This is a genomic window from Nonomuraea sp. NBC_00507 (assembly GCF_036013525.1).
GTDB lineage: Bacteria > Actinomycetota > Actinomycetes > Streptosporangiales > Streptosporangiaceae > Nonomuraea.
This window is the reverse complement of record NZ_CP107853.1, coordinates 9,296,294-9,318,934: the sequence shown is the minus strand read 5'-3', so window position 1 is coordinate 9,318,934 and position 22,641 is coordinate 9,296,294. Positions and strand designations below refer to the sequence as shown.

General features: G+C 69.0%; 21 protein-coding genes and 1 pseudogene. 18 read left to right on the top strand and 4 right to left on the bottom strand.

From position 1 onward, the window contains the following. Positions 1–168: 168 nt before the first annotated feature. Positions 169–873 (bottom strand): SDR family oxidoreductase, encoded by a 705-nt coding sequence (locus OHA25_RS44920; protein ID WP_327583007.1) that lies wholly within the window; start codon positions 871–873, stop codon positions 169–171. A 287-nt stretch (positions 874–1,160) separates the two neighbouring features. Between OHA25_RS44920 and OHA25_RS44915 the strand changes: the two genes are divergently transcribed. The 4 genes from OHA25_RS44915 (at position 1,161) to OHA25_RS44900 (ending at position 4,113) form a co-directional block, all read left to right on the top strand. Further along, positions 1,161–1,769 (top strand): TetR/AcrR family transcriptional regulator, encoded by a 609-nt coding sequence (locus tag OHA25_RS44915; RefSeq protein ID WP_327583006.1) that lies wholly within the window; start codon positions 1,161–1,163, stop codon positions 1,767–1,769. Positions 1,770–1,940: 171 nt separating this feature from the next. Continuing rightward, complete coding sequence (locus OHA25_RS44910) at positions 1,941–2,771, top strand: enoyl-CoA hydratase/isomerase family protein (RefSeq protein ID WP_327583005.1); 831 nt, start codon at positions 1,941–1,943, stop codon at positions 2,769–2,771. 122 nt (positions 2,772–2,893) lie between these two features. Then, positions 2,894–3,148: a hypothetical protein gene (locus OHA25_RS44905; RefSeq protein ID WP_327583004.1), complete on the top strand. Its 255-nt coding sequence runs from the start codon at positions 2,894–2,896 to the stop codon at positions 3,146–3,148. Positions 3,149–3,246: 98 nt separating this feature from the next. Next, positions 3,247–4,113 carry an alpha/beta fold hydrolase gene (locus OHA25_RS44900; RefSeq protein WP_327583003.1) on the top strand — a complete coding sequence of 289 codons (867 nt, stop codon included), beginning with the start codon at positions 3,247–3,249 and terminating at the stop codon, positions 4,111–4,113. Positions 4,114–4,345: 232 nt separating this feature from the next. On the opposite strand, the gene OHA25_RS44895 is transcribed toward OHA25_RS44900, so the two are convergent. Together OHA25_RS44895 and OHA25_RS44890 are read right to left on the bottom strand one after the other, a co-directional pair. Continuing rightward, positions 4,346–4,750 carry a TetR/AcrR family transcriptional regulator gene (locus OHA25_RS44895; RefSeq protein WP_327583002.1) on the bottom strand — a complete coding sequence of 135 codons (405 nt, stop codon included), beginning with the start codon at positions 4,748–4,750 and terminating at the stop codon, positions 4,346–4,348. Positions 4,751–4,836: 86 nt separating this feature from the next. Continuing rightward, positions 4,837–5,796, bottom strand: a complete 960-nt coding sequence (locus OHA25_RS44890) for a GlxA family transcriptional regulator (protein ID WP_327583001.1) — start codon at positions 5,794–5,796, stop codon at positions 4,837–4,839. 87 nt (positions 5,797–5,883) lie between these two features. Between OHA25_RS44890 and OHA25_RS44885 the strand changes: the two are divergent. The 14 genes and pseudogenes from OHA25_RS44885 to OHA25_RS44820 form a co-directional block, all read left to right on the top strand. Continuing rightward, positions 5,884–6,822, top strand: a pseudogene (locus tag OHA25_RS44885) (NADP-dependent oxidoreductase); the annotation flags it as partial. Next, a complete protein-coding gene (locus OHA25_RS44880; RefSeq protein WP_327591132.1) occupies positions 6,808–7,611 on the top strand; it encodes a nuclear transport factor 2 family protein in 804 nt (267 codons plus the stop codon). The pseudogene OHA25_RS44885 and the gene OHA25_RS44880, both read left to right, overlap by 15 nt. 459 nt (positions 7,612–8,070) lie before the next feature. Continuing rightward, positions 8,071–8,241, top strand: a complete 171-nt coding sequence (locus OHA25_RS44875; RefSeq protein WP_327583000.1) for a hypothetical protein — start codon at positions 8,071–8,073, stop codon at positions 8,239–8,241. A 60-nt stretch (positions 8,242–8,301) separates the two neighbouring features. After that, entirely contained in the window at positions 8,302–9,483 is a 1,182-nt protein-coding gene (locus OHA25_RS44870) for an ABC transporter substrate-binding protein (RefSeq protein WP_327582999.1), read from the top strand. Between the two features lies 1 nt (position 9,484). Next, a complete protein-coding gene (locus OHA25_RS44865; RefSeq protein WP_327582998.1) occupies positions 9,485–10,342 on the top strand; it encodes a branched-chain amino acid ABC transporter permease in 858 nt (285 codons plus the stop codon). Next, positions 10,329–12,095, top strand: a complete 1,767-nt coding sequence (locus OHA25_RS44860) for a branched-chain amino acid ABC transporter ATP-binding protein/permease (RefSeq protein ID WP_327582997.1) — start codon at positions 10,329–10,331, stop codon at positions 12,093–12,095. Before OHA25_RS44865 ends, OHA25_RS44860 begins: the two co-directional genes overlap by 14 nt. Further along, positions 12,092–12,835, top strand: a complete 744-nt coding sequence (locus tag OHA25_RS44855; RefSeq protein WP_327582996.1) for an ABC transporter ATP-binding protein — start codon at positions 12,092–12,094, stop codon at positions 12,833–12,835. Before OHA25_RS44860 ends, OHA25_RS44855 begins: the two co-directional genes overlap by 4 nt. Then, positions 12,832–13,644 carry an SDR family NAD(P)-dependent oxidoreductase gene (locus OHA25_RS44850; protein ID WP_305923756.1) on the top strand — a complete coding sequence of 271 codons (813 nt, stop codon included), beginning with the start codon at positions 12,832–12,834 and terminating at the stop codon, positions 13,642–13,644. Before OHA25_RS44855 ends, OHA25_RS44850 begins: the two co-directional genes overlap by 4 nt. A 29-nt stretch (positions 13,645–13,673) precedes the next feature. Further along, positions 13,674–15,413 (top strand): PEP-utilizing enzyme, encoded by a 1,740-nt coding sequence (locus tag OHA25_RS44845; RefSeq protein WP_327582995.1) that lies wholly within the window; start codon positions 13,674–13,676, stop codon positions 15,411–15,413. Continuing rightward, complete coding sequence (locus tag OHA25_RS44840; RefSeq protein WP_327582994.1) at positions 15,410–16,459, top strand: PEP/pyruvate-binding domain-containing protein; 1,050 nt, start codon at positions 15,410–15,412, stop codon at positions 16,457–16,459. The genes OHA25_RS44845 and OHA25_RS44840 overlap by 4 nt, the downstream gene beginning before the upstream one ends. After that, positions 16,456–17,895 (top strand): aldehyde dehydrogenase family protein, encoded by a 1,440-nt coding sequence (locus OHA25_RS44835; protein WP_327582993.1) that lies wholly within the window; start codon positions 16,456–16,458, stop codon positions 17,893–17,895. Before OHA25_RS44840 ends, OHA25_RS44835 begins: the two co-directional genes overlap by 4 nt. After that, positions 17,896–18,690: an HAD-IIA family hydrolase gene (locus tag OHA25_RS44830; protein WP_327582992.1), complete on the top strand. Its 795-nt coding sequence runs from the start codon at positions 17,896–17,898 to the stop codon at positions 18,688–18,690. Next, positions 18,687–19,340 carry a helix-turn-helix domain-containing protein gene (locus OHA25_RS44825; protein ID WP_327582991.1) on the top strand — a complete coding sequence of 218 codons (654 nt, stop codon included), beginning with the start codon at positions 18,687–18,689 and terminating at the stop codon, positions 19,338–19,340. Before OHA25_RS44830 ends, OHA25_RS44825 begins: the two co-directional genes overlap by 4 nt. Beyond that, entirely contained in the window at positions 19,309–20,898 is a 1,590-nt protein-coding gene (locus tag OHA25_RS44820; protein ID WP_327582990.1) for an alpha/beta hydrolase domain-containing protein, read from the top strand. The genes OHA25_RS44825 and OHA25_RS44820 overlap by 32 nt, the downstream gene beginning before the upstream one ends. A gap of 97 nt (positions 20,899–20,995) precedes the next feature. Here the strand turns inward: OHA25_RS44820 and OHA25_RS44815 are convergent, their stop codons facing one another. Then, on the bottom strand, positions 20,996–22,639 hold the full coding sequence (locus OHA25_RS44815; protein WP_327582989.1) for a CocE/NonD family hydrolase: 1,644 nt from the start codon (positions 22,637–22,639) through the stop codon (positions 20,996–20,998). Between the last annotated feature and the right edge of the window lie 2 nt (positions 22,640–22,641).

Genomic DNA, 22,641 nt, shown 5'->3' with positions numbered 1-22,641 from the left:
TGAACACTCGCCCGGGCTTTCCGAGAAGCGGACCGGTGACGTGCTCGGTGCTTACGGGGTTCGCCCGCAGCGGCCAGCCGGTGCCGCGACCAGCGCAGGCCGCTAGCACCGGCCGAACAGATGGCGCGGGTTCGCCGCCGGTCGGACCTGCTCCGGCTGCCCTGACTGCTAGCCCAGGAGCGAGGCGAGCCGGGTTTCGATCGGCTGGTGCAGGCCGGCACGGACCGCGCGGGTGAAGTCGTCGGCCAGGATCTCCACATCGCCCTTCTCGACACCGTCGAGGACCTGCCGGACCACGTCCGCGGGCTTCGACTTGGCGGCGTCGATGCTGGCGGCCATGTCAGTGTCGACGTACCCGACGTGGACTCCGACGACCTGCACGCCTCGGGGCCCGAACTCCAGGCGCATGGAGTCGGTCGCGCTCCACACGGCCGCCTTGGATACCCCGTAGGTGCCGCCCGTGGGGAGCCAGGAGGCCACCGAGGCCATGTTGATCACGATGCCGGAACGCTGCACCAGTCGGTCGGCGAAGGCCGAAGTCACCGCGAGCGTGCCGAACAGGTTCGTCTCCAGTTCGCCGCGCAGGGTGGAGGTGTCGGCGTCGAGGACCGAAACGCCGCGGGCGATGCCGGCGTTGTTCACCACGACGCTCACGTCCTGTGCGGTCTCGGCGGCGCGGGCCACCGAGCCGGCGTCGGTGACGTCGAGCTGCAGCGGGACTATGCGGGGGTCGTCGGTGACGATCGTCTGCGGGTCGCGGGCGGCGGCATAGACCTTCGCGACGCCGCGGTCGAGGAGCTGACGGACGAACTCCCGGCCCATGCCGCGGTTGGCACCGGTGACGAGAACGGTCTGGTCGGCGAGCTGAGTCATGTCATTCTCCAGGAGTCAGTGCGCTCGGTCGGGCGCTGAGTGACGAATACGCCGCCGTACGGGGTTGTTTCGCAGACACGCGGGGGCCCATCTGCTGGATCGCTTGGAGCGACCTCGGGTACGCGGCCGACGGCGCGGATGAACAAGCAATCTGATTACGGTCATACGACCATAGGGTGGGAGAGCAGTCGGGGGCAAGCCGCTAGGCGAAATTAAATTATGGTCGTACTCTCAATCTGATCGGGGAGGCGGACGAAGCGGCCTGGCTGCGGGTGAAGGGGCGTGTGGTGCGGTACGGGAGAGAACACAAGCAGGTGACGCGGCGGCGGATCATCGAGGCGGCCGGGCGCCGCTTCAAGACCGACGGCATCAACGGCTCGGGGATCGCCGCACTGATGGCCGACGCGGGATTGACGAACGGTGCGTTCTACGCCCACTTCGGCTCCAAGGACGACCTGGTCGTCGCCGCGGTCGCCGACCAACTCCGCGAACAGCGAGAGGGCCTGAGCACGGCGGCACCCGGACCGGCCGGAGCCGAGCAGTTCCTGCGGGAGTACCTCTCGATCCGGCATCGCGACAGCCCCGAGGACGGCTGCCCGTCCGCCGCCCTGCTCGACGAGATCGCCCGCAGCGCGGATGCCGCCAGGCGCGCGTACACCGACGGCGTGCTGGCCGTCATCGACGACGTCGCCGCCCGGGTGGCACCCGACGACCCGCGGTCGGCGCGGGCGCGATCGCTCACCATCTACGCCCTGATGGTCGGGACGCTGCAACTCTCCCGCGCACTGGTCGACCAGCAGCTTGCCGACGTCGTCCTCGAGCAGGGCATCCAGAGCGCCCTCGCGCTGCTCGACGCTGAAGGCCGGGCGATAGGGCGGGCCTCGCCGCCGACGTGAGCCGCCCTTGAAATTACGAGAATAATTTCATGACCGAGGGGTCTTGCCTCCGGACTCATTCTCAAATTATGGTCGTATGATCGTAATCTTATGTTGCGTCGACGGGACCGGCGAGCAGGCCACCCACCCGCCGATCTCCGTCGAAACGACGACCACGAAATGAGCCATCCGATGAGCCAGTCCAGCACGATCCGCCTCGAGCGCACGACCCCGCAGACCGCCAGGATCACGTTCGCGAATCCGCCGATGAACCTGGTGATTCCCGAGACCGTGGTGACGTTGCACGAGATCGTCCGCGGACTCGACGACGACCCCGACATCCAGGTCGTCGTCTTCGCCAGCGAGGTCCCCGACTTCTTCTTCAACCACTTCGACGGCGCCGAGGCCGGCAACCTGCCCGTGCCCGAGCACGAGGACGACGCGCCGGTCTGGACCGACCTGGTCCTGCGGTTGAGCAAGGCCGCGTACGTCAGCATCGCGGCCATCCGAGGCCGCACCCGCGGCGCCGGCAACGAACTGGCCCTCGCCTGTGACCTGCGGTACGCCAGCCGGGAGAAGGCGTTCTTCAGCCAGCCCGAGGTCGGGATCGGCCTCGTGCCCGGCGGTGGTGGTGCCGAGCGACTCCCGCGGTCCATCGGCCGCGACCGGGCGCTCGAGGCGATCCTCGGCAGCGCCGACTACGACGCCGACCTGGCCGAGCGCTGGGGATGGGTCACCCGGGCCCTGCCGGACGCGGAACTCGACACCTTCGTCGACGCGACGGTCGCACGCCTCGCTTCCTTCGACCGGCAGGCGTTGGCGACCGCCAAGGCGATGGTCGGCCGGGCCACCCTGCCGCCGGACGCCGACCTGATCGCCTCCCACGGCGCGTTCGTGGACTCGCTGACCAGCCCGGGACTCCTGCCCCGGGCGATGGCGCTCGGCGCACTGGCCGCCGACAAGGGCCTGGACGTCGAATACCAGCTGGGCGAATACCTCGGCCAGATCAACCAGAACCTCTGATCGTTCCTCTCCGCGGCGGCGAGAGGCTAAGAAGGCCGGCTCTAGCGGCCCCTGTGGCACCGAACCGAATGCGGGGTACGCCATGCGCACCCGGCGTACCCCGCACGGAAGGCAAACGCGTCATGTATGACCGGCTGCTCGCAGGGTTCAAACCATTCGAGGCCGACGTCGACGGCGCTCGCATCGCCGATCGCAGTGCGGGCTTCGCGCTGCCCATCCTGCTGCTGAACGGCTATCCCCAGACGCGCATGAGGCGGCATCAGGTCGCACCGATCCTGGCTGAGCGAGGAAGCACCGCGACCACCACCGCCGCCCTGGCCCGTTCCTCCAGTGGTCGTCTCCCGGCCAAGACGGGCCCGCCCCATCACTTGTCCTGAAGATTCGGGTTTGCCGGTGAGCTTGTGGAAGCTTTAAATTATGGTCATACTTTGATCGTCACGGAGCTGCCGGAGCCTCACCCAAAGGGAAAACAGTCATGAGCCACCGCCAAGAAGCACAAAACAACGCGATCACGTCGTACAAGTACGCGCCCACCCGTACCGTCTCCGCCGGTGGCGTGGAGTTCGCCTACCGGGAGCTCGGCCCGAAGACCGGCGTCCCGCTGGTCCTGGTAACCCATCTGGCCGCGGTCCTCGACAACTGGGACCCCCGGGTGGTCGACGGCCTCGCCGCGAAACATCGGGTCATCGCGTTCGACAACCGGGGCGTGGGCGCCTCCACCAGCGCGACGCCGAAGACTATTCGGGCGATGGCGAAGGACGCCGTGACGTTCATTCGGGCGCTGGGTCTGAACCAGGTCGACCTGCTGGGCTTCTCCATGGGCGGCATGATCGCCCAGGTGATCGTTCAGGACGAACCTCAGCTCGTGCGTAAGCTGATCCTCGCGGGCACCGGGCCGGCCGGCGGTGAGGGCATCAAGAACGTCACCAAGCTCTCGCATCTCGACACCGTTCGGGGGCTGCTCACGCTGCAGGATCCGAAGCAGTTCTTGTTCTTCACCAGGACCCCGAACGGCCGTCAGGCGGGTAAGCAGTTTCTGGCGCGCCTGAAGGAACGTACCGACAACCGGGACAAGGCGATCTCGTTCAAGTCCTACTTCGCGCAGTTGTCCGCCATCCACAGCTGGGGACTGGAGCGGCCACATGACCTCTCTGTCATCCGCCAGCCCGTGCTCGTCGCCAACGGCGAGAGCGACCGGATGGTGCCGACACAGAACTCGCGCGACCTGGCCCGCCGCCTGCCGGACAGCGACCTGGTGATCTACCCCGACGCCGGGCACGGCGGCATCTTCCAGTTTCACGGCCAGTTCGTCGAGCAGTCCCTCGCATTCCTCCAGCGGTAGCACTGCAAGGGGCACTGCCCCCTCGCGGTCGAGGGGGCAGTGCCGTGGACGGCCTCGGCTGCTGCTCAGCGAAGGAACACGAGGGCGTTCTGGATGCCGTGTTCGAGGACCTCATCGGCGAACTTCGGGTCGGACACGGCGCGGGACAACTGCAGCGTCCCGATCGCCATCGTGTACAGCGCTAGTGCGTTCCCGTACGCGGACTGCGGATCCGCGGGAGCCAGGCGAACGGCTATCTCGTCCAGGATGACCCGGGCACCGTCGGTGTAAGCGTCCTTGGCTCCGGTCGGGCAGCGCCGATCTCGTCGAGCAGGGCGGCGGCGGGACATCCGGCGCCGGGGTTGTCCCTATGTTGAGGCGACAGGTATTCGCGCAGAAATTCCTCCAGGCCCGACCGGCCGGGCGGCAGCTCACTGAAACTCTGCGCCTGGGCACCCAACTGGTCGGCGATGACGTTGGCGACGAGGTCGTCCTTGGACGAGAAATGGGCGTAGAACGCACCGTTGGTCAACCCCGCGTCCGCCATCAACGTGGCCACACCGGAGCCGTCGATGCCGTCGGTCTTGAACCGACGGCCGGCCGTGTCGAGGATCCGCTGCCGCGTGGCCTGCTTGTGCTCCTTGTCGTAACGCGCCACCGGAACTCCTCCATTTACTCGGCACGCTCGATGCCGCCTAGCATACCCGATGGTATGACGCACATAATTTCATGGGTGACGTTCGGTCAGTGGTTTTGGGCCGGCACGCCTCGGAAGGTGCGTCGGTAGGCGAGTGGCGAGACGCCGATGGCGGCGTGCAGGTGTTCGCGCAGCGAGGTGCCGCCGGCGAAGCCGACCTGGCCGGCGATCTCGTCGACCGCGAGGTCGGTGGATTCCAGCAGGTGCCGGGCCCGGTCGACGCGTTGCTGGATGAGCCAGCGTCCTGGGCTCATGCCGACTTCCTCGTTGAAGCGGCGGGCGAAGGTGCGCAGGCTCATGTTTGACTGCTCGGCAAGATCGCTTAGGGTCAGCGGCTTGTGCAGGTTCTGCAGCGCCCATTGGCGGGCGGCGGACGTGTCGTTCGCCACGGTGTCGGGGACCGGGCGCTCGATGTACTGCGCTTGGCCCCCGTCGCGCCACGGGGGAACGACGCACATGCGGGCCACATGGTTGGCGATCTCGCTGCCGTGGTCCTTGCGCACGAGGTGCAGGCAGACGTCGATGCCGGAGGCGGCGCCGGCCGAGGTCAGCACGTCGCCCTCGTCGACGAACAGCACGTTCGGGTCCAGTTCCACCTGCGGATACCACTGACGGAAGACCTCCGTGGCGGCCCAGTGCGTGGTGGCCCGCCGTCCGTCGAGCAGCCCCGCCGCGGCTAGCACAAAGGCACCGGTGCAGATCGACACGATCCGGGTGCCGGGGGACACGAACGCGAGGGCTTGCGCCACGTCGACCGGCGTTTGACGGCTGAAGTCGGTGGTGCCGAAGGGCGGGATGATGACGGTGTCGGCGGTACGCAAAACCTCCGGGCCGTGGTCGACGGTGATCGAGAAGTCCGCGTTGGTACGGACCGGGCGGCCGTCGGCGGTGCAGGTCAGGACTTCGTAGCGGCCGTCGGCGGCGCCGAAGACCCGCCTGGGGATGCCCAGGTCGAAGGGGTATACGCCGTTCGGGGCGAGAACGACGACGCGGTGCACCTGTGCCATGGCAGGATCCCGTCGAAAGTTGGCGACCCTGCCATTGTAGCGGGCCGTGACGGCGGACAGGCTGGACCCATGACGAACACCGAGACCATGCGAGCCATCAGCCAGGACACCTACGGAACCCCCGACGTGCTGCAGGAGACCCTGCTACCCAAACCGGCGCCAGGGGTGAGTGAAATCCTTGTAGCCGTCCACGCGGCCGGGGTCAACCCGACCGACTGGTGGAACCGGGCCCAGTCCATGACCGTCGCCCAGATGCCGCTGGTACTCGGCTGGGACGTCTCCGGCGTCGTCGAGGCCGTCGGCATGGGCGTCACCCTGTTCAAGCCCGGCGACGAAGTCTTCGGGATGCTGCCCTATCCGGGCGGGGTGGGTGCGCACGCCGAGTACGTGACCGCACCGGCCCGCGTCTTCACGCACAAGCCCGCCGGTATCGACCACGTCCAGGCCGGTGCGCTGCCGCTGGCCGCGCTCACCGCCTACCAGGCGCTGGTCGACACCGCCGGCGTCCGGGCCGGGCAGCGGGTCCTGATTCATGCGGCGGCCGGCGGCGTGGGTCACCTCGCTGTGCAGATCGCCAAGTCCCGCGGCGCGTACGTGATCGGCACCGCCAGCGCCGCCAAGCACGACTTCCTGCGGTCGGTGGGCGCCGACGAGGTGATCGACTACCACAGCGTCGATTTCGCCGAGGTGCTCAGCGACATCGATGTGGTCCTCGACCCGATCTCGCTCGACTCCGCCGCCCGGGCCCGCTCCGTGGCCGTGCTGCGCCCGGGTGGCACCCTCGTCTCGATCCTTCCGGTACCCATCGACCCCGCCGAACTAGCGGCGATCGCCGAGCGGGGTATCCGCTACGAGTCGCTGCTGGTCGAGGCCGACCACGGAGGTATGCGGGCCATCGCCGCCCTCGTCGAGACCGGGGCGCTGCGTGCGCACATCGAGGCCACGTTCCCGCTCGCTGAGGCGGCGAAGGCGCACGCGCTCGGCGAGACCGGCCGCACCACCGGCAAGATCGTGCTGACCGTACGAGACGGCGGCCAGGCGCACCTTGCCCAGCAACTCCTGCAGGACCTGTTCACCCGCGGCGACACGGCCATTGTCGACCGGCTCCTGCGGCCCGACTACATCCAGCACAACCCCCTGGCGCCCGACGGCCCCGACGCCCTCAAATACTTCGTCGCCACGACGCGGCAGCAGTTCCCGCAGGTCGCCTTCGAGCCTCGACGGGTCATCTCCGACGGCGACCTGGTGCTGCTGCACTCCCGCAACGTACTCGTGCCGGGCACCCCGGGTATGGCCGTGTTCGACCTCTTCCGCTTCCAGGACGGGAGGATCGCCGAGCACTGGGACGTCCTGCAGGAAGTGCCCGCCACCACCGCCAGCGGCAATGACATGTTCGCCACGCTCAGCGAGCCGCGGAGCGAGGCGCCGGGGCAGCGGTGGTTCACCGCGTACCACAAGAAGCTGGTCACCGCGTTCGTCGACGAGTTGCTGGTCCGCAAGGACCTGGCCGCCATCGACACCTATGTTGACACCGAGTACCACGAGCACAACCCGAACATCCCCGACGGCGCGGCCGGTCTGAAGGCCGGGCTGGGCTTCTACTTCGAGCAGTTCCCGCAGCTGAGCGTGACACCGAAACGGGTCATCGCGCAGGGTGATCTGGTCGCCGTGCATAGCCACTACATCGACGCACCCGGCGACCGCGGCCGGGCGGTCATCGACCTCTTCCGGGTACGCGACGGGAAGATCGTCGAGCACTGGAACGCCGAACAGGACGTACCCGAGACCGCTGCCAACGACAACACGATGTTCTGACGCCGGCCGGGGCCACGGCAAATCGCGTACGGCGTCCTTACACCTCTTGGGCACATGATCTACATCCGCCGCTTTGTCACGTCGACGTTCCAGAAAGCAGAGACATGACCGCATCGCGGTACGACGTGTTCGTGACACCCCCAATCCAGCCGGTCGGCGGCCCCCCGCCCCTTGTCAGCGGAGAACCGATCGGGTGGTCGCCCGTCGCGACCACCTGATCTACGGGGAAAGCGACGCCGTCCTTCCATCAGCACGCCTGTGTGGTGCACCGGCAAACCCTTGTGCTCAGCAGGCGCACATTGCAGTATGATCGTACGTCAACGAGATCATGCACCGGCAACGACTGCTGCCCAAGCCCCTGGCGACGGGTCTCGTGGTGCACGCGCTCAGGCGGGCACCAGCCTTCCGCTCGGCTGTACAGCCCACGCTGAGTTGTCCTACACCCTCAAGGGGGGCGCCATGAAGCAGTCCAGCACGATCAGCTTCGAGCGGCTGCCCCTCAAGATCCGGAAGATCACCTTCGTGAATCCTCCCGCGAATCTGATGCTGCCGGAGACCGTCGCCCACTTCGACCTGGACCTCAGCTGTTCGGCCATTATGAAGTGTGATGAAAGTTTCTATTGCATGTAGTGAAGATTGCGCCCTACCTTGTGACTCAGGCCACAGCCGGCCTTGAAGGAAGGGAAACCCATGATCAGTCCTAGGCCCGCGGCGGCAGCAGTGGTTTCCGGCCTCCTGCTGATCGCGATCCCCGGCTGCAGCGATAGGACGGAAAGCTCCAGCACCGCGCCGATCAAGGTCGGGGCCATCAGCTCCATCTCCGGTCCCGTCGTCTTCCCGGAGGCATCGCAGGCGGTCAAAGCCGTCTTCGACAAGGTCAACGCGGAGGGCGGCATCGGCGGCCGCAAGCTCGAGTACCTGGTCGAGGACGACAAGGTCGACCCGCAGCAGGCCCAGCAGGCGGCCCGCAAGCTCGTCGACTCCGAGCAAGTTGTGGCGATGGTCGGCTCGTCCAGCGCACTGGAGTGCAGCGTCAACGGAGCGCTGTACAAGCAGAAGAAGATCCTCTCGGTGCAGGGCACCGGGGTGGACCCGGCCTGCTTCGGCTCCAGCAACATCTCACCGGTCAACACCGGTCCATTTCAGGGCATCACGGTGTCGCTGCAGTTCGCGTCCGAGACACTGAAGCGGGACAAAGTCTGCGCCGTACTGGTCGACTACGCCGGCTGGGGTGATGCCTACGCCGCCGCGATCGGGCAGTGGGAAAAGTCGACCGGCAAGAAGTTGGCGCTGCTTGATGCCACGTACAAGCCCGGCCCGGAGGATCCCACGCCGTTCGTGTTGAAGGTCCGCCAGGCCGGTTGCCAGGCCGTCGTGTTCGACGGGGTGGATGTCGCGGGCGTGGCCTGGATGCAGGCGGTCCAGGCGCAGAAGGTGACCGGCATCGATTGGGTCTTTCTCACCTCGAACTACACCGACAAGGTGGCAAAGACGCTCGGCCCCGTCGGCGAGGGACTGTACGCGAACTCGGAGTTCGAGCCCTACGGCGGATCCACGCCCGCACTGGCCGACTGGAAGCAGACCATGACCGCGGCCAAGATACCGCTGAACTCGTTCGCTCAGGGCGGGTACCTCTCCGCGACCTACTTCGTCCAGGCACTGAAAAGCATTCAAGGTGAGATCAACCGCGAGTCGGTGACCGCGGCGCTGCAGGGGCTGACCTCGGTGTCCAACCCCTTGGTCGGCACGCCGTACTCGTTCGCCCCGGCCGAGAAACACAACTCGAACCGGGCCAGCAAGTTCGTCCAGCTCAAGGGCGGCACGTGGGTCACGGTCACGCCGGAGTGGATTACCCTGCCGGCCGGGTCCTGACATGTTGCAGGCATCGGTCGCGGGCCTGCTCGCCGGGGGCGCCTACGCGATGGTGGGCGTCTGCGTCGTCCTGCTGTTCCAGATGACCGGTGTGCTCAACGTGGCGCAGGCGGCCATCGGGGCCTTCGGCACCATGGTCATGCTCCAGTTGCTGGAGCGCGGGTGGGGGTTCGGCGTCGCGTTGCCGGCGGGCGTGCTCACTGCGGCAGCGCTTGCGGCCCTGCTCGGCTGGGCGATCGCGCGTTTCTACACCGACAGCTCGGCGCAGGTGCGCACGATTGTCACCGTGGCGGTACTCGTGGGCCTGCTCGCCATCGGCTTCCGGCTGTTCGGCAACGATCCGCGCACCGTTCCCTCACTGGTGCCCGGTGCTGGGTTCCGGCTCGCCGACGTCGTGGTTTCGGGGAACGCGTTGATCGCCCTCGTGCTGGCGGCGGCCATCGCGGTGGGTGCCGGCCTGCTGCTCAACCGCTCGCGGCTCGGCGTGCGGTTGCGGGCAATCAGCGAACGACCGGTGACCGCCGAGATGCTCGGCGTGCCCGTCACGGCTCTGGCGGTCGGCGTGTGGGCGGTCATGGGGGCGGTGACCGCGGTGGCGGTCACCGCCGTCGCGCCCACGCGGCCGAGCAACTTCCTGAGCCTCAGCCTGCTCGTGATGCCGGCGATGGCCGCCGCCTTGTTGGGTGGCCTGCGCAACCTGGCCGGCGCTGCCCTGGGTGGCGTGCTGATCGGCGTCATCGAGGGGGCCGGTACGTCGGTACGGCAGCTCTCGGAGTACCGGCAGGTGCTCCCGTTCCTGGTGGTGGTTGTGGCGCTGGTGTGGTTGCAGCGGCGGGAGGTTTGGGATGCGACGCGTTGATCTGATGCGCAGGCCCGCATCGCTGCTGGGCATCGCGGCCGCCGTTCTGGTCCCACTGGTCGTCACGACGGGCATGTCGAGCTATTGGATCTACCTGACAACCAGCGCGACGGTGACCGCGATGCTCTGCCTGTCGGTCGGTGTGGTGTTCGGCCGGGCCGGCATGGCCGCACTGTGTCCCATGGCCTTCGCCGCCATCGGGGCGCTCACGACGGCCCTGGCGAACCATTGGGGAATCGCCCTGCCGTTCCCGGTGCTGCTTGTCGTCTCCGGGCTGGTCGCCCTGCCGGTCGGCATCGCCATCGGCCTGCCGGCGCTGCGCCTGCGCGGGCTGAACCTGGCGATCGTGACGCTCGGCTTCGCCGTCGCGGTCGACGTGGTGACCAACAGCGTCGGGTTCCCCGGAGCGCAGACGCTCGACGTCGTCCCGCGCCCGGACTGGGCCACCGAGGACGCCGACTACTTCCTGTTGTGCTGGGTCGTGTTCGTCGGCGCGTCGGCGGCGTTGTCGTGGTACGGCACCCGGCGCGGCGGCGCGGCCTGGCTTGCCGTGCGGTCGAGCGAACGCGCCACCGCAGCGACCGGCCTCGCGGTCCCACGAGTGAAGCTGACCGCGTTCGCCGTGAGCGCCTTTCTCGCCGGTGTCGCCGGTTCGTTGCTGGCCGGTCAGCTGGGCCAACTCAACGCCACCGGATTCGGGTCCCTGCAGTCGTTGACGATCTTCACGCTCGCCGTCATGGTCGGCGCGCGCCATCCGGAGGGAGCGGCGCTGGGTGGCATGCTCGCCGCGTTTCTGCCCGAGGTCCTGCGCCAGGTCGGTCTCCCGCAGGATCTGGCCGCCGTCGTCTTTGCGGTCGGCGCAGTGATCGGGTTGCGCACTGGAGCCGGCGGGGCGGCCGCGGACCTGCGGGCGGCCGGCCGGCGGCTCCTCGGCCAGCGAGCCCGGCCGGCCGGAGCAACCGGGGCGAAGGCACCCGGCCCGGCCCTCGGGACGGTGACGCCTGGACCGAAGCCGGCCGGAAGCGACATACCCGCAGCACTGGACGCGCGGAATCTCCGCGTGGGTTACGGCGCGGTCACCGCGCTGGACGACGTGTCCATCGAGGTTCGCCACGGCGAACTGCACGCTTTGATCGGACCCAACGGGGCCGGCAAGTCCACCTTCGTCGACGTCGTCTCGGGATTCGTGCGGTCGGCCGCCGGCACCGTGACGGTGGCCGGCCGCGTGTCCATCGACGGCCAGGACCACACCTCCGCGCCGGTGCACGTCCGGGCCCGAGCCGGGCTGCGCCGCACCTTCCAGCACGAGCGCACGATCGGCGACCTCACCGTCGCCGGCTACCTCCGGCTCGTCGCGCCCACAGCGACACCCGCCGAGGCTGACACCCTGCTCGATCAGTTCGGCTGCCCGGCCGGTGACGTGCTGCTGTCCACGGTCGACGTCGGCCGACGACGGCTCGTCGAGGTGGCCGGCGCCGTGCTGTCGCGGCCGAGCATCCTGCTGCTCGACGAGCCGGCCGCGGGCCTGGACGCCGCGGAGTCGCAGCGACTGGGCCGGCTGCTCGCGGGGCTTCCCGCCGCGTACGGCTTCGGTGTGCTTCTCATCGAGCACGACGTGGAGATGGTCGCCACCATCAGCGACCGGGTGACCGTGCTCGACTTCGGCCGGGTGATCGCGTCCGGGCCGGCGGCGCAGGTGCTGCGCGACCCCGTCGTGCTCGCCGCGTACGTCGGCGAGGAGGTTCCGGCATGAGTGGTCTCGACGTGCGGGGTCTCGAGGTCCAAAGGGCGGGCTTCCCGATCGTCACGGGTGTCGACCTGACCGTCGCGCCGGGCCGGATAACGGTGCTCCTGGGACCCAACGGCGCCGGTAAGACGACGTTGCTGGAAGCACTGAGCGGACGGATCCCGGCGACCGCAGGAGCCGCGCTGCTCGACGGCGTGGATGTACTGCCGCTGTCCCGCCGGGCCCGCGCCAGAAGCGGCCTGGCCCATGTCGAGCAGGGCCGCACGGTCTTCGGTGACCTGACCGTCACGGAAAACCTCCTCGTCGCGGTAGGGAATGACGAGATCGGGCCGGCGTTCGAGATGTTTCCCGAGCTGCGGCGGCGCACCGATGTGCCGGCCCGCGCGCTCAGCGGCGGTGAACAGCAGATGCTCGTGCTCGCCCGCGCGATGCTCGCCCGGCCCCGCGTGCTGCTCATCGACGAGATGAGCCTCGGCCTGGCGCCGGTGATCGTCCGCCGGCTGCTCCCTGCGGTACGCGCGCTCGCCGAGGAAGGCATGGCGGTTCTGCTGGTCGAGCAGTACGCGGCCCTCGCGCTGTCCGTGGGTTCCGAGGCGATGGTGCTGTTCCGCGGCCGGATCGTCCTGCGTGACAGCGCCGCTGAACTCAGCCGGCACAGCGACCGGCTGCACCGTGCCTATCTCGGCGCGAACGAGCGGCAACCGTCCGCGGACGAGTTGCCCGTCCACCCGAAGGAGCCGATGTGACAACACGACTACAGGGCCGCCGGGCTCTCCTGACCGGCGGCGCCTCCGGCATCGGCGCCGCGACCGCGGAACTGTTCGCCGCCGAGGGCGCCGCGGTGGTCATCGCCGACCTGCCCTCGCACCGCGCCGCGGCCGACGCCGTAGTCGCGCGTATCGAGAAGGACGGCGGCCGTGCGGTCTTCGCGCCCACCGACGTCACTGACCCGGCCGCGGTCGACGCCGCGGTGGCGCTGTGCGTCGACCGGTTCGGCGGCATCGATGCAGTGGTCGCCTCGGCGGGCGTGAGCGCCCATCCGGACCGCACCGGATCGTTCAACTCGTTGCTCGACCTCGATCCGGCACATTTCCGTTTCGTGCTCGACGTCAACGTGACCGGTGTCTTCCTCACCGCCAGCGCCGCGGCGTCCGCGATGCCGGAGTCGGGCGGCTCGATCGTGGTGCTGGCCAGCATTGCCGCCAAGCGGCCGTCCGCAGGCGCGTACTCGGTGTCCAAGGCCGGCGCGTGGATGCTTACCCGCTGCCTCGCGCACGAATTGGCGCCACGCCATATCCGGGTCAACGCGATCGGGCCGGGTTACGTGGAGACAGGCCTGCTCGACGGCATGGCCCGGCGATCGGGCGGCGACGACCTCGATGCCCAGAGGATGTGGCGGGAAACGCGCGAGAAGCAGGTGCCGTTGCAGCGGCTCGGGCTGCCGGCGGAGATCGCCCGCACCGCACTTTTCCTCACCAGCGACGAGGGTTCGTACTTCACCGGTTCGCTGTTGCATCCCGACGGCGGATTCGCGTCCGAGTACGCCGGCGGCTGAACCCCCTCCAGACGAGAGAGAGATCCCCGATGAGCACCGTGGTTCCGGTTGACGAGTTCATCTCCGACGAGTGGTATCCGGGCTTCAGGCCCGGGCGCACCGACGCCGGGGTCTACACCGAGGCCCTGTCCACCTTCCGGAAGGAGGACGAGGACCGCTTCTGGTTGCTGGACTTCCACTATCCGCGCGGCATGGTGCCGCTCGGGTACGTCTTTCCCGAGGATGGCATCTGCTTCTGCACCCAGCAGGCGGCCGAGGGGCTGCCGCTGCCCACGAGCGGCGGGCTCGGTGTCCGGATGGCCGGACCGCACATCTACACCAGCGAGGTGCCGGTCACCTCGCGGTGGGCTGTCGGCGAGCGGGTCGAGCGCATCCAGCGCGCCCTCCCGGCGGCCCTCGAGCGGTTCCAGGCGACGTGGGCCGACCGAGTGACGGAGCTGAACCGCGGACTGGCCTACTTCGAAGGGCAGTCCTTCGACGGTCGCGACCTCGCCGACCTGGCCCGCCTCTACGAGGAGGCGGTCGTCTTCCACCGCCGCGCCTGGACGATCCACTTTGAGATCATGTACCCGCTGCTGGCCACCTATGTGGGCTTCCACGGCACGTGCCTGGAACTGGGCATCGACGCGGCCGAGATCTCGAAGTTCCTGCAAGGCTACGACTCCAAGATCATGGAGACGGATCGCGGCTTGTGGGAGCTCACCCGCAAGGCACGCGCGGCCGGGCTCGCCGACGTTTTCGCCGTCACCGACGCGACAGACCTCAATACGACGCTCCGGGCCGACCCGGCGGCGAAAGGCTGGGTCGCCGACTTCGACGCGTTCCTGCAGACGTACGGGCACCGCACCGAGGGCATCGCGGACGTCGTGCTGACGCCCTGGATCGACGACCCGGTCAGCCCGCTGGGCACGGTCCGGACGTACCTGTCGAAGGGCTCCGATCACGACTTCGCCGGCGCGCGGGCCGCCGCCGTGGCCGAACGGGAACAGGCGATCGAGGCCGCCCGCGGCCGGCTCACGGTCGAGGAGCGGCGCGTCTTCGACGCCGGGCTGGCCGCGTGCACGTCGGCCAACTTCGCGTGGTGGAACGAGGACCACAACTACTACATCGACCTGCGCGCACACATCCCGATGCGGCGGGCCGGCCTGGCGATCGCCCGCGCGCTGGGCGCCGAGCGGCCCGATGACGGACTGTTCGTGTTCCGTCCCGAGCTGCGTCGACTCGCCGAAGGGCACCGCGACTGGGGCAGCATGCGCAAGTTGGTCGACGAACGCCGGGCCTACTACGAGCATTGGCTCGCCCGCCGGCCGAGAATGCCGAAGGTGCTCGGCACCGTACCCGAGGACATGAGTGACCCGGTGATGCGGGAGATCTTCGGGACCAATGCCGGGTTCTTCGCGGCCATGAAACAGCTCGGCGGTGACACGTCGCAGGTCACCTCGCTGTCCGGCGTCGCGGCGTCGTCGGGCGTGGCCCGCGGCGTCGCGCGGGTGCTGCACGGTGCCGAGGAACTGCACCGGATCGAACCCGGCGAGATCCTGGTGTGCGAGGCGACCTCACCCAACTGGACGCCGGCCTTCGCGAAGATCGCCGCCTGCGTCTGCGACAGCGGTGGCACGCTGACGCACGCGTCGATCGTCAGCCGCGAGTACCGCATCCCCTGCGTGTGCGGGGTGGGCATCGCGACGTCGACGATCCGCACCGGCGACGAGATTGAGGTGGACGGCACCCGAGGTACCGTGCGCATCCTGAAGCGGGCCGAGCGATGACCTACATCCGCCACCTCCCGGACATCGCGACCGATGATCCGGCGGCCGGAGGCAAGATGACCCGGCTGGCTGATCTGGCCCGGGCCGGTCTCACCGTGCCGCACGCGTTCGTCGTCACCACCGACGCGTTTCAAGCGGTGGCGGCGGCGTGCGATCTGCCCTCCGCGCTCGATCGGGAACTGGCTGGTCTTGGTGCCGACGACTCGGCTGGACTGGCCCGTGCCGAGCAGCGACTACGGGAACGCCTGGCCGGCGCACCGCTGCCGCCGGATCTCACCGAAGCCGTTGCCGGCGCCTACGAGCAACTGTGCGCGGCGTCGCGGGATGCGCTACTGCCGGTTGCGGTGCGCAGTTCGGCGACGACCGAGGACGCCGTCGCGTCGAGCAGCGCCGGACAGTACGACACCTACCTCGGTCTGACCGGCGCGCCAGCCGTCCTCGACGGCATACTGCGGTGCTGGGGCAGCCTGTTCGGAGCCCGAGCGCTCAGCTACCGGATCCGCAACGGTCTATCCCATGTGGAATCGACGATGGCCGTCGGCATCGTGGAGTTGGTGCACCCCCGGGCGAGCGGTGTGGCGTTCTCCCTCAACCCGGTCACCGGACGGCGGGACCGTGTTGTCGTGGAGGCGACGTTCGGCTTCGGCGAGGCGCTGGTGCAAGGCGTGGTCACCCCGGATCACCTGGAGGTGGGCCGCGCCGACCGGCGGATACTCAGCTACGCGGTGGGCGACAAGCAGACCGTGTCCGCGATGGACCATCGGGCCGGCCAGGTCGTCGAGGTCGCCATGCCGGAGCCGATGCGAACCCTCCGCGTGCTCGCCGAAGACGAGATCGGCGCCCTCGTCGATGCCGTGCTCGCCGCCGAGGAGATGCTCGGCGCACCGGCCGACGTGGAGTGGGTCATCCCCCGTGCCTACCGGCTAGGTGACCCGGTGACACTCGTGCAGGTCCGGCCCGTCACCACCGCCGTGGCGCAGCCCGCGCCGACCTGGAACGCCGCCGCCATGGCGCTCAAATACGCGTTCAAGGGAATACCGCAATGACCGCCACGACGTACGTCGACGGCCGCTGGTGGGACCGTCCCGAACGCCGGATCGTGCCCGACCCCGCCGACAACCGCGAAGTGGTCGCCGAGGTCTCGTTGTCCTCCGCTGCGGATGTCGACGCGGCCTACGCGGCCGCCGACCGGGCCGCGCGGGCCTGGGCGGGCACTGCCCCCCAACGCCGGCACGACGTACTCCTGGCCGCCGCCGCGGTCCTCGACCGGGACCGGGAGGCGATGGCGCGCGACCTCGTCCGTGAGGAGGGAAAGATCTGGAAGGACGCCAGCGGCGAGGTGGCCCGCTCGGCGGACACGCTGCGATATTTCGCCATGGCGGCGCTGCAACCGGTCGGCGACGTACTGCCGGCGCCCGCCGGATCGTTCATTCTGAGCCGCCGCGTGCCGCTGGGTGTGGTGACCGTCATTACCCCGTTCAACTACCCGATGCTGCTGCCGGCCTGGAAGATCGGGCCGGCGCTCGCGCACGGCAACACCGTGGTGTGGAAGTGCAGTGAACTGGTGCCGCTGTCCGCCGTCCACTTCACCCGGGCGCTCGCCGAGGCGGGTCTGCCGGACGGCGTGCTGAACCTGCTGTGCGGCACCGCCGCAACGCTGGCCGGTCCGCTACTGGCGGATTCCCGCACCAGGGCGGTCACCTTCACCGGGTCCACCGCAGCGGGCCGGGCGGTGCAACGAGCTGTCACCGGGCGCGACGTCGCCGTGCAGTTGGAGATGGGCGGGAGCAACGTCGCCGTCGTCCTCGCCGATGCCGACCTCGACGCGGTCACCGCACACCTCGCCGCCGGGGCGTTCTCCGGCAGCGGGCAGAAGTGCACCGCGATCGGCCGGATCGTCGCCGAGGCGCCGGTGGCTGACGAACTTGCCGAGCGGTTGGCCGCCGCGGCGGCCGACTGGACGATGGGCAGCGGACTCGAGCCGGCCACGAAGCTCGGCCCTCTCATGACACCGGCGGCCCGCGACGCGGTGATCCGCGCGACGCGGGAAGGGGTGTCAGCCGGCGGCACGGTGCTGCACGGCGGTGACCCGCCGGCCGAGGAACGACTCGCGTACGGCAACTTCCTTCCGGCCACGGTGCTCGCCGGAGTGCAACCGGGCACCGCCACGGCCCGGCACGAGGTCTTCGGACCGTTTGCCGCCGTCATATCGGTTCCGGACGCCGGGCGCGCGATGGAGGTCGCCAACGACACCCCGTACGGGCTGAACGCCGGCGTCTTCACCCGCGACCTGGCGCTGGCGCTGCCCTTGGTGCAGAGCCTCGACGCCGGGATGGTTCATCTCAACGCGGTCACCGGCTTTCCGCCGTACGTCCCGTTCGGCGGGATGAAGGACTCCGGCTCCGGCCCTTTGGAGCAAGGGCCGCGCACATATGAGTTCTTCACCCGCGGTCAGGTCGTCCACCTTCACCCGGAGGCGTGAGTGCACCCCGATCTGGCGTCCTACGACACGGTGGTGAGCGACCTCGATGGGACGCTGTGGATAGACGACACCCCCCTGCCCGGCGCCGTCGGCCTGCTGGACTCGTTTCGTCGCCGGGGAGCCAGGATCTGCCTGGCCACCAACGCCAGCGTCGCCACGTCGGCGCAACTCCGCGCCGGACTCACCCGGGCCGGCCTGGCAGCTCCGGGTGACGTGCTGGTCACGGCCGCGGACGCGCTCGGGGCGCAGGCCCGCGAACTAGGCATTCACGAGGTGGCGGCGATCGGTGAGGCAGGCCTGTTCGACGCGTTGGCCCTGCACGGGGTGCGCGCCGTGCCGGCCGACGAGGTCTGGCGGTCGTGGTCATCCACACCGTCGGGCCGCGCCGTCGCCATGGGTCTGGCCCCGGACACCGATATCAGGACGCTCGGACGCGTTGCCATGCTGCTGGAGCGTGGCCTGCCCTTGCTGGTCACCACCACCGAGGTGGCATATCCGACGCGGGAAGGGTTGTCCGGCGGCACCGGCATGGCGCTGGCCGCACTCGCCGCCCGGGTCGCCGTCGATCCGATCATCTGTGGTAAACCGTCGTTGCCGTTCTTGACCGCGCTCCGGCCACACGTGGCGGGCAGGGTGCTGATGATCGGTGACACCGTCGCAGCCGACGTCGAGTTGGCCGCCGCCGCAGGCTGGGACAGTCTGCTCGTGCTCACCGGAACCAGCGCCGACCAGCACACCGACTGGCCCCGGGCAACATTCGTGACGCCGGATCTCCTGACGATCGGCGCGCGATGACCACCGCACGGACGAGGCCCGGCGAAGGAATACAGGCGCTGCCCACCGCCGCCCCGCCGGCCGGTGCCGAGTTCGACGACGCCGCCATCCTGGGCCGCCGGATCCGGCAACTGCGCAAGAACGCCGGGCTGACACTGGACCGCGTCGCCGACGCCGCGCAGATCTCGGCCAGCCTTCTCTCCCGGATCGAGCGGGGCGCCGCACAGCCGTCACTACCGACGCTGCGCACCATTTCCCGGGCGCTCGGCATTCCCATCGCGGCGCTGTTCGAGGGCGAGGACCGATCAACCGCGAGCGAGCATGACGCGGCTGGGCGGCGACTCGTCGTGCGGCACGCCGACCGGCGCCGGCTCAAGGTGCCGGATTCCCGCATCCAGTACGAACTCATGATCCCCGACCTGGACGGCGCGGTCGAGGTGATCTGGGGAGCGATACCACCGGGTGGTGGGACGACACATCCCTCCTCCCACCCGGGCGAGGAGGTCATCGTCGCGCTCGCCGGGCACGTCGCGGTCGTGGTCGACGACCAGGAGTTCCTACTGGCAGTAGGGGACACCATCCGCTTCGACCGCAGCCGTCCGCACCGCCTCTTCAACCCCCGCCCGACGGTCGCGGAGTTTGTCCTGGTCGTCACGCCACCGTCGCGCTGACAACAGCCCTCGCGTTCGCTTTCTCGCCTGGGCCGAGTTTCACGCCAGCCCAGGCGTCTCCCACAAACAGGAGGAAGATCAGATGTTTACATCGCGCAAGACGCGGTCCGGGCAGAAGGCCCGCCGGGCCGTCCTGCTGCTGCTCCCGGCGGCTCTCGCCGGGGCACTGGTCTCGGCATCTCCGCTGACCGCGAACGCGGCCGCTGTCGTCGCGGTGCCTGCCGCGACACTGACGCAGGTCAACGTTCCCGGCACATCACCGATGTCGGCCACCGCCGTCGACCTGAAGGCTGCCGGCTACACCGCCAAGGAGTTCTACGCGGAAGGCCTCGCCAACCGGTACACCGGAGCGAACGCCAACACTTTCACGACAGCCACCGTTCTCGACGGCGGCAATCCGTATCGCACGCGGGTGATGGTGCGATATCCCAAGCCGCACAAGTTCAACGGGACGCTGGCCGTCGAGTGGACCAACGTCACAACCGGGGTCGACTTCGAGTTCGCCACCGCCGAGGCCTCGGAATACCTCCTGCGTGAGGGCTATGCGGTCGCCATCGTTTCGGCACAGCGTGTCGGTGTCGAGCGGCTCAAGACATGGAGCCCGCAGCGATACCCCGGGCTCTCGGTGGACGTGAACAAATGCCTTCCCGACGGCACGTCCCTCTGCACCGGGGACCCGATCTCCTACGACATCTTCGCGCAGATCACCCGGGCACTCATGAACAACGCCGGGGGCGCGACCGCGCCGATGCCAGGCCTGCACGTGCAGGACGCGATCGCCATTGGCCAGTCGCAGTCGGCCGGTCGGCTGGCCATCTACTACAACACGATCCAGCCGCTCCACAACGTCTTCGACGGCTTCGCGTTCTGGGACCGGTCGGGCCAGCTCCGAGATGACCTGACCGTTCCGGCGATCAGTGTCGACTCCGAAGGGCTGGGGGGCTCGTTCGGGGGCGCTGGATGGACGACGTCGACGTACACCCGCAAGTGGGACGTCGCAGGCGCGACGCACGCTTCGCTGTACGGCGCCCAGTACATCGAGGCGATCGCGCAGCGCGATCAATCGATTTTGCTGCCCGACGGACAGCCGAAAACGTTCTTGGAGTGGATCGACTTCAACCACGTCTGTGTCAAGCTTCCGCCCTTTACCACGGTGGACGTCGGCCTGGTCTACAACAAGGCAATCGATTCTGTCCGCAACTGGTTCAAGAGAGGGACGCCCGCCGCCCCTTCGCGAAGCTTCGTGATATCCCCATCCCCGCCGGGTCTTCCTGTTCGTGATGCAGACGGCAAGGTGGAGGGCGGGATCCGTCTCCCGCAGTTCGTTGTGCCGACCGCGGAGCAGGGTGCGCTCAACGGGACCGCCTTCCCCTGCAACGTGTCAGGCTGGCACCGCTACTACACCACGGACGAGCTCAAGGCGATGTACGGCACTCACGGCCGCTACGTCGCGAAGGTGCAAAGGGTCATGTATCCGCTGGTCGCAGAAGGCTATGTGTTGAGGACCGACGCGTTGGCTGCCGTTCGCGACGCCGCGCTGTCCGACGTCGCGAAGTAGTCGCCGAGGACAGGGCTCGCGCGCACCCGTGAGTGCCCGATAGTAAGCAGTCGGGATCGCAGTCCGGCGGTCCCGACTGCTTCGCGGCTTACCACGGTCACCCATCGGCGGCGAGCCCCTTCCGGCCGGTCGACAGTCGCACGGGCAGGATCACTGCGGACGGGTGCTCCGGGTCGTGGTAGACCTCCTGGTGGGCGGTCAGCAGCGTGGCCGCGGTCGCCCGTGGCCGTCCGGTGCCGGGGTTGCGGGCGAACCGGGGAAAGGCGCCGCTGGAGACCTGTATCCGAATGCGATGACCCCGCTTGAACAGGTACGCGGTCGGCCAAAGCCGCACCTGAGCGGCGCGGATCTGGTCGGCGCTCGTCAGGCTCAGCAGGCCGTCGCAGATGTTGTACGAGCGGCCGCGCGGGTCCACGTCGCAGAGGCGGACGAAGACGTCCGCGTAGGGCTGGCTCGAGCGGAAGTAGATCTCGGCGCTGACCTCGCCGATCACCTCGAGGTCGTGCTCCAGGGCGGAGGTGGTGTAGGTGAGCACGTCCGGGCGGGACTCCAGGGCGGTGTTGTCGACGCGGCCCGTCGTGCCGGTCATCCGGACCCCGCCGACAGCGGGGGTGGGGTCGACCGGGTCGTACTGGTACCGGTCGGGCCTGGACACGCCGGGTGGTTCGGTCGACAAAGTGGCGCCGGGCTGGAGGTGGTAGCGGTGTGGCGCATACCCCGCCGGGGGCCAGGAGTCGAAGTCGTGCCAGCTGTCCTCGCCCATCACGTACAGGCGGACCGGGGCGCGCTGGGCCGGTTGCTCCCCCTTGGCGTGGGCAAGCCCGAAGTCGGTGGCCTCGCGAACCGCTGTCCCGATCACGTCTGGAGCGGTGTGGGTCCAGGGACCGAGGGTCAGGCGTGCGTCGCGCCCCGCCGCTCGCAACGCCTGGTAGTCGCGGAGCTGGCCGGGCAGGAAGATGTCGAACCAGCCGGCGATCGAGCTGACCGGTACGGTCGTCTCGGGCACCCGGTGACTGTGGTCGATGCCGGCCCACCGGTCGGCGTCTCGGTCGTGGGCGAGAATGTCCTGGATGTACTCGGATCGGTAACCGAGAGCGGCGATGTCCGAGCCGGTGAGCGGAATGGTGCGCAACGCCCGCTGCAGTCGCCTGGCACCCAGGCGGTGACGCAACATCGCCCAGCGCCGCTCCTGAGTGGCGACCAGGACGCCCCAGTCGAAAGGCGTCTCGAGGGAGATCCCGTCGGCGCGCAGGAATTCCATGGTCAGGGCGGACTCACTCACCTGCGGAATCATCGCCTTGACCGAGGGTGGCAGCCGGTCCGTCATCGCCCATTGCGCGTAGCCGAGGTAGCTCAGCCCGAACAGCACCATCGTGTCGGCGAACCACGGCTGGTTCCCCACCCATTCCAGGGTGGCCAATCCGTCCTCACGCTCGCAGCGCAGCGGGTCGAGGGTGCCACCGGAGCCGAACGGGCCGCGGGTGCTCTGGATCAGGACCTGGAAGCCCCGCTCGGCCAGCGGCCGGGTCAGGACCGTGCCCAAGGTGCCGCGCCGGCCGTACGGGGTACGGATGACGACCGTCGGCAGGGCGTCGCCTCCGGCTCGAGGCGCCCAGCGGTCGGCGAGGAGATCGACACCGTCGGGCATCGGCACTCGAAGGTCGCGGTCGACGATCAACTGTCGGGTGGACGGTGTGGCCAAACGCAACATGCGTTGGATGAGATGGCTGGTCAGGTTCATGG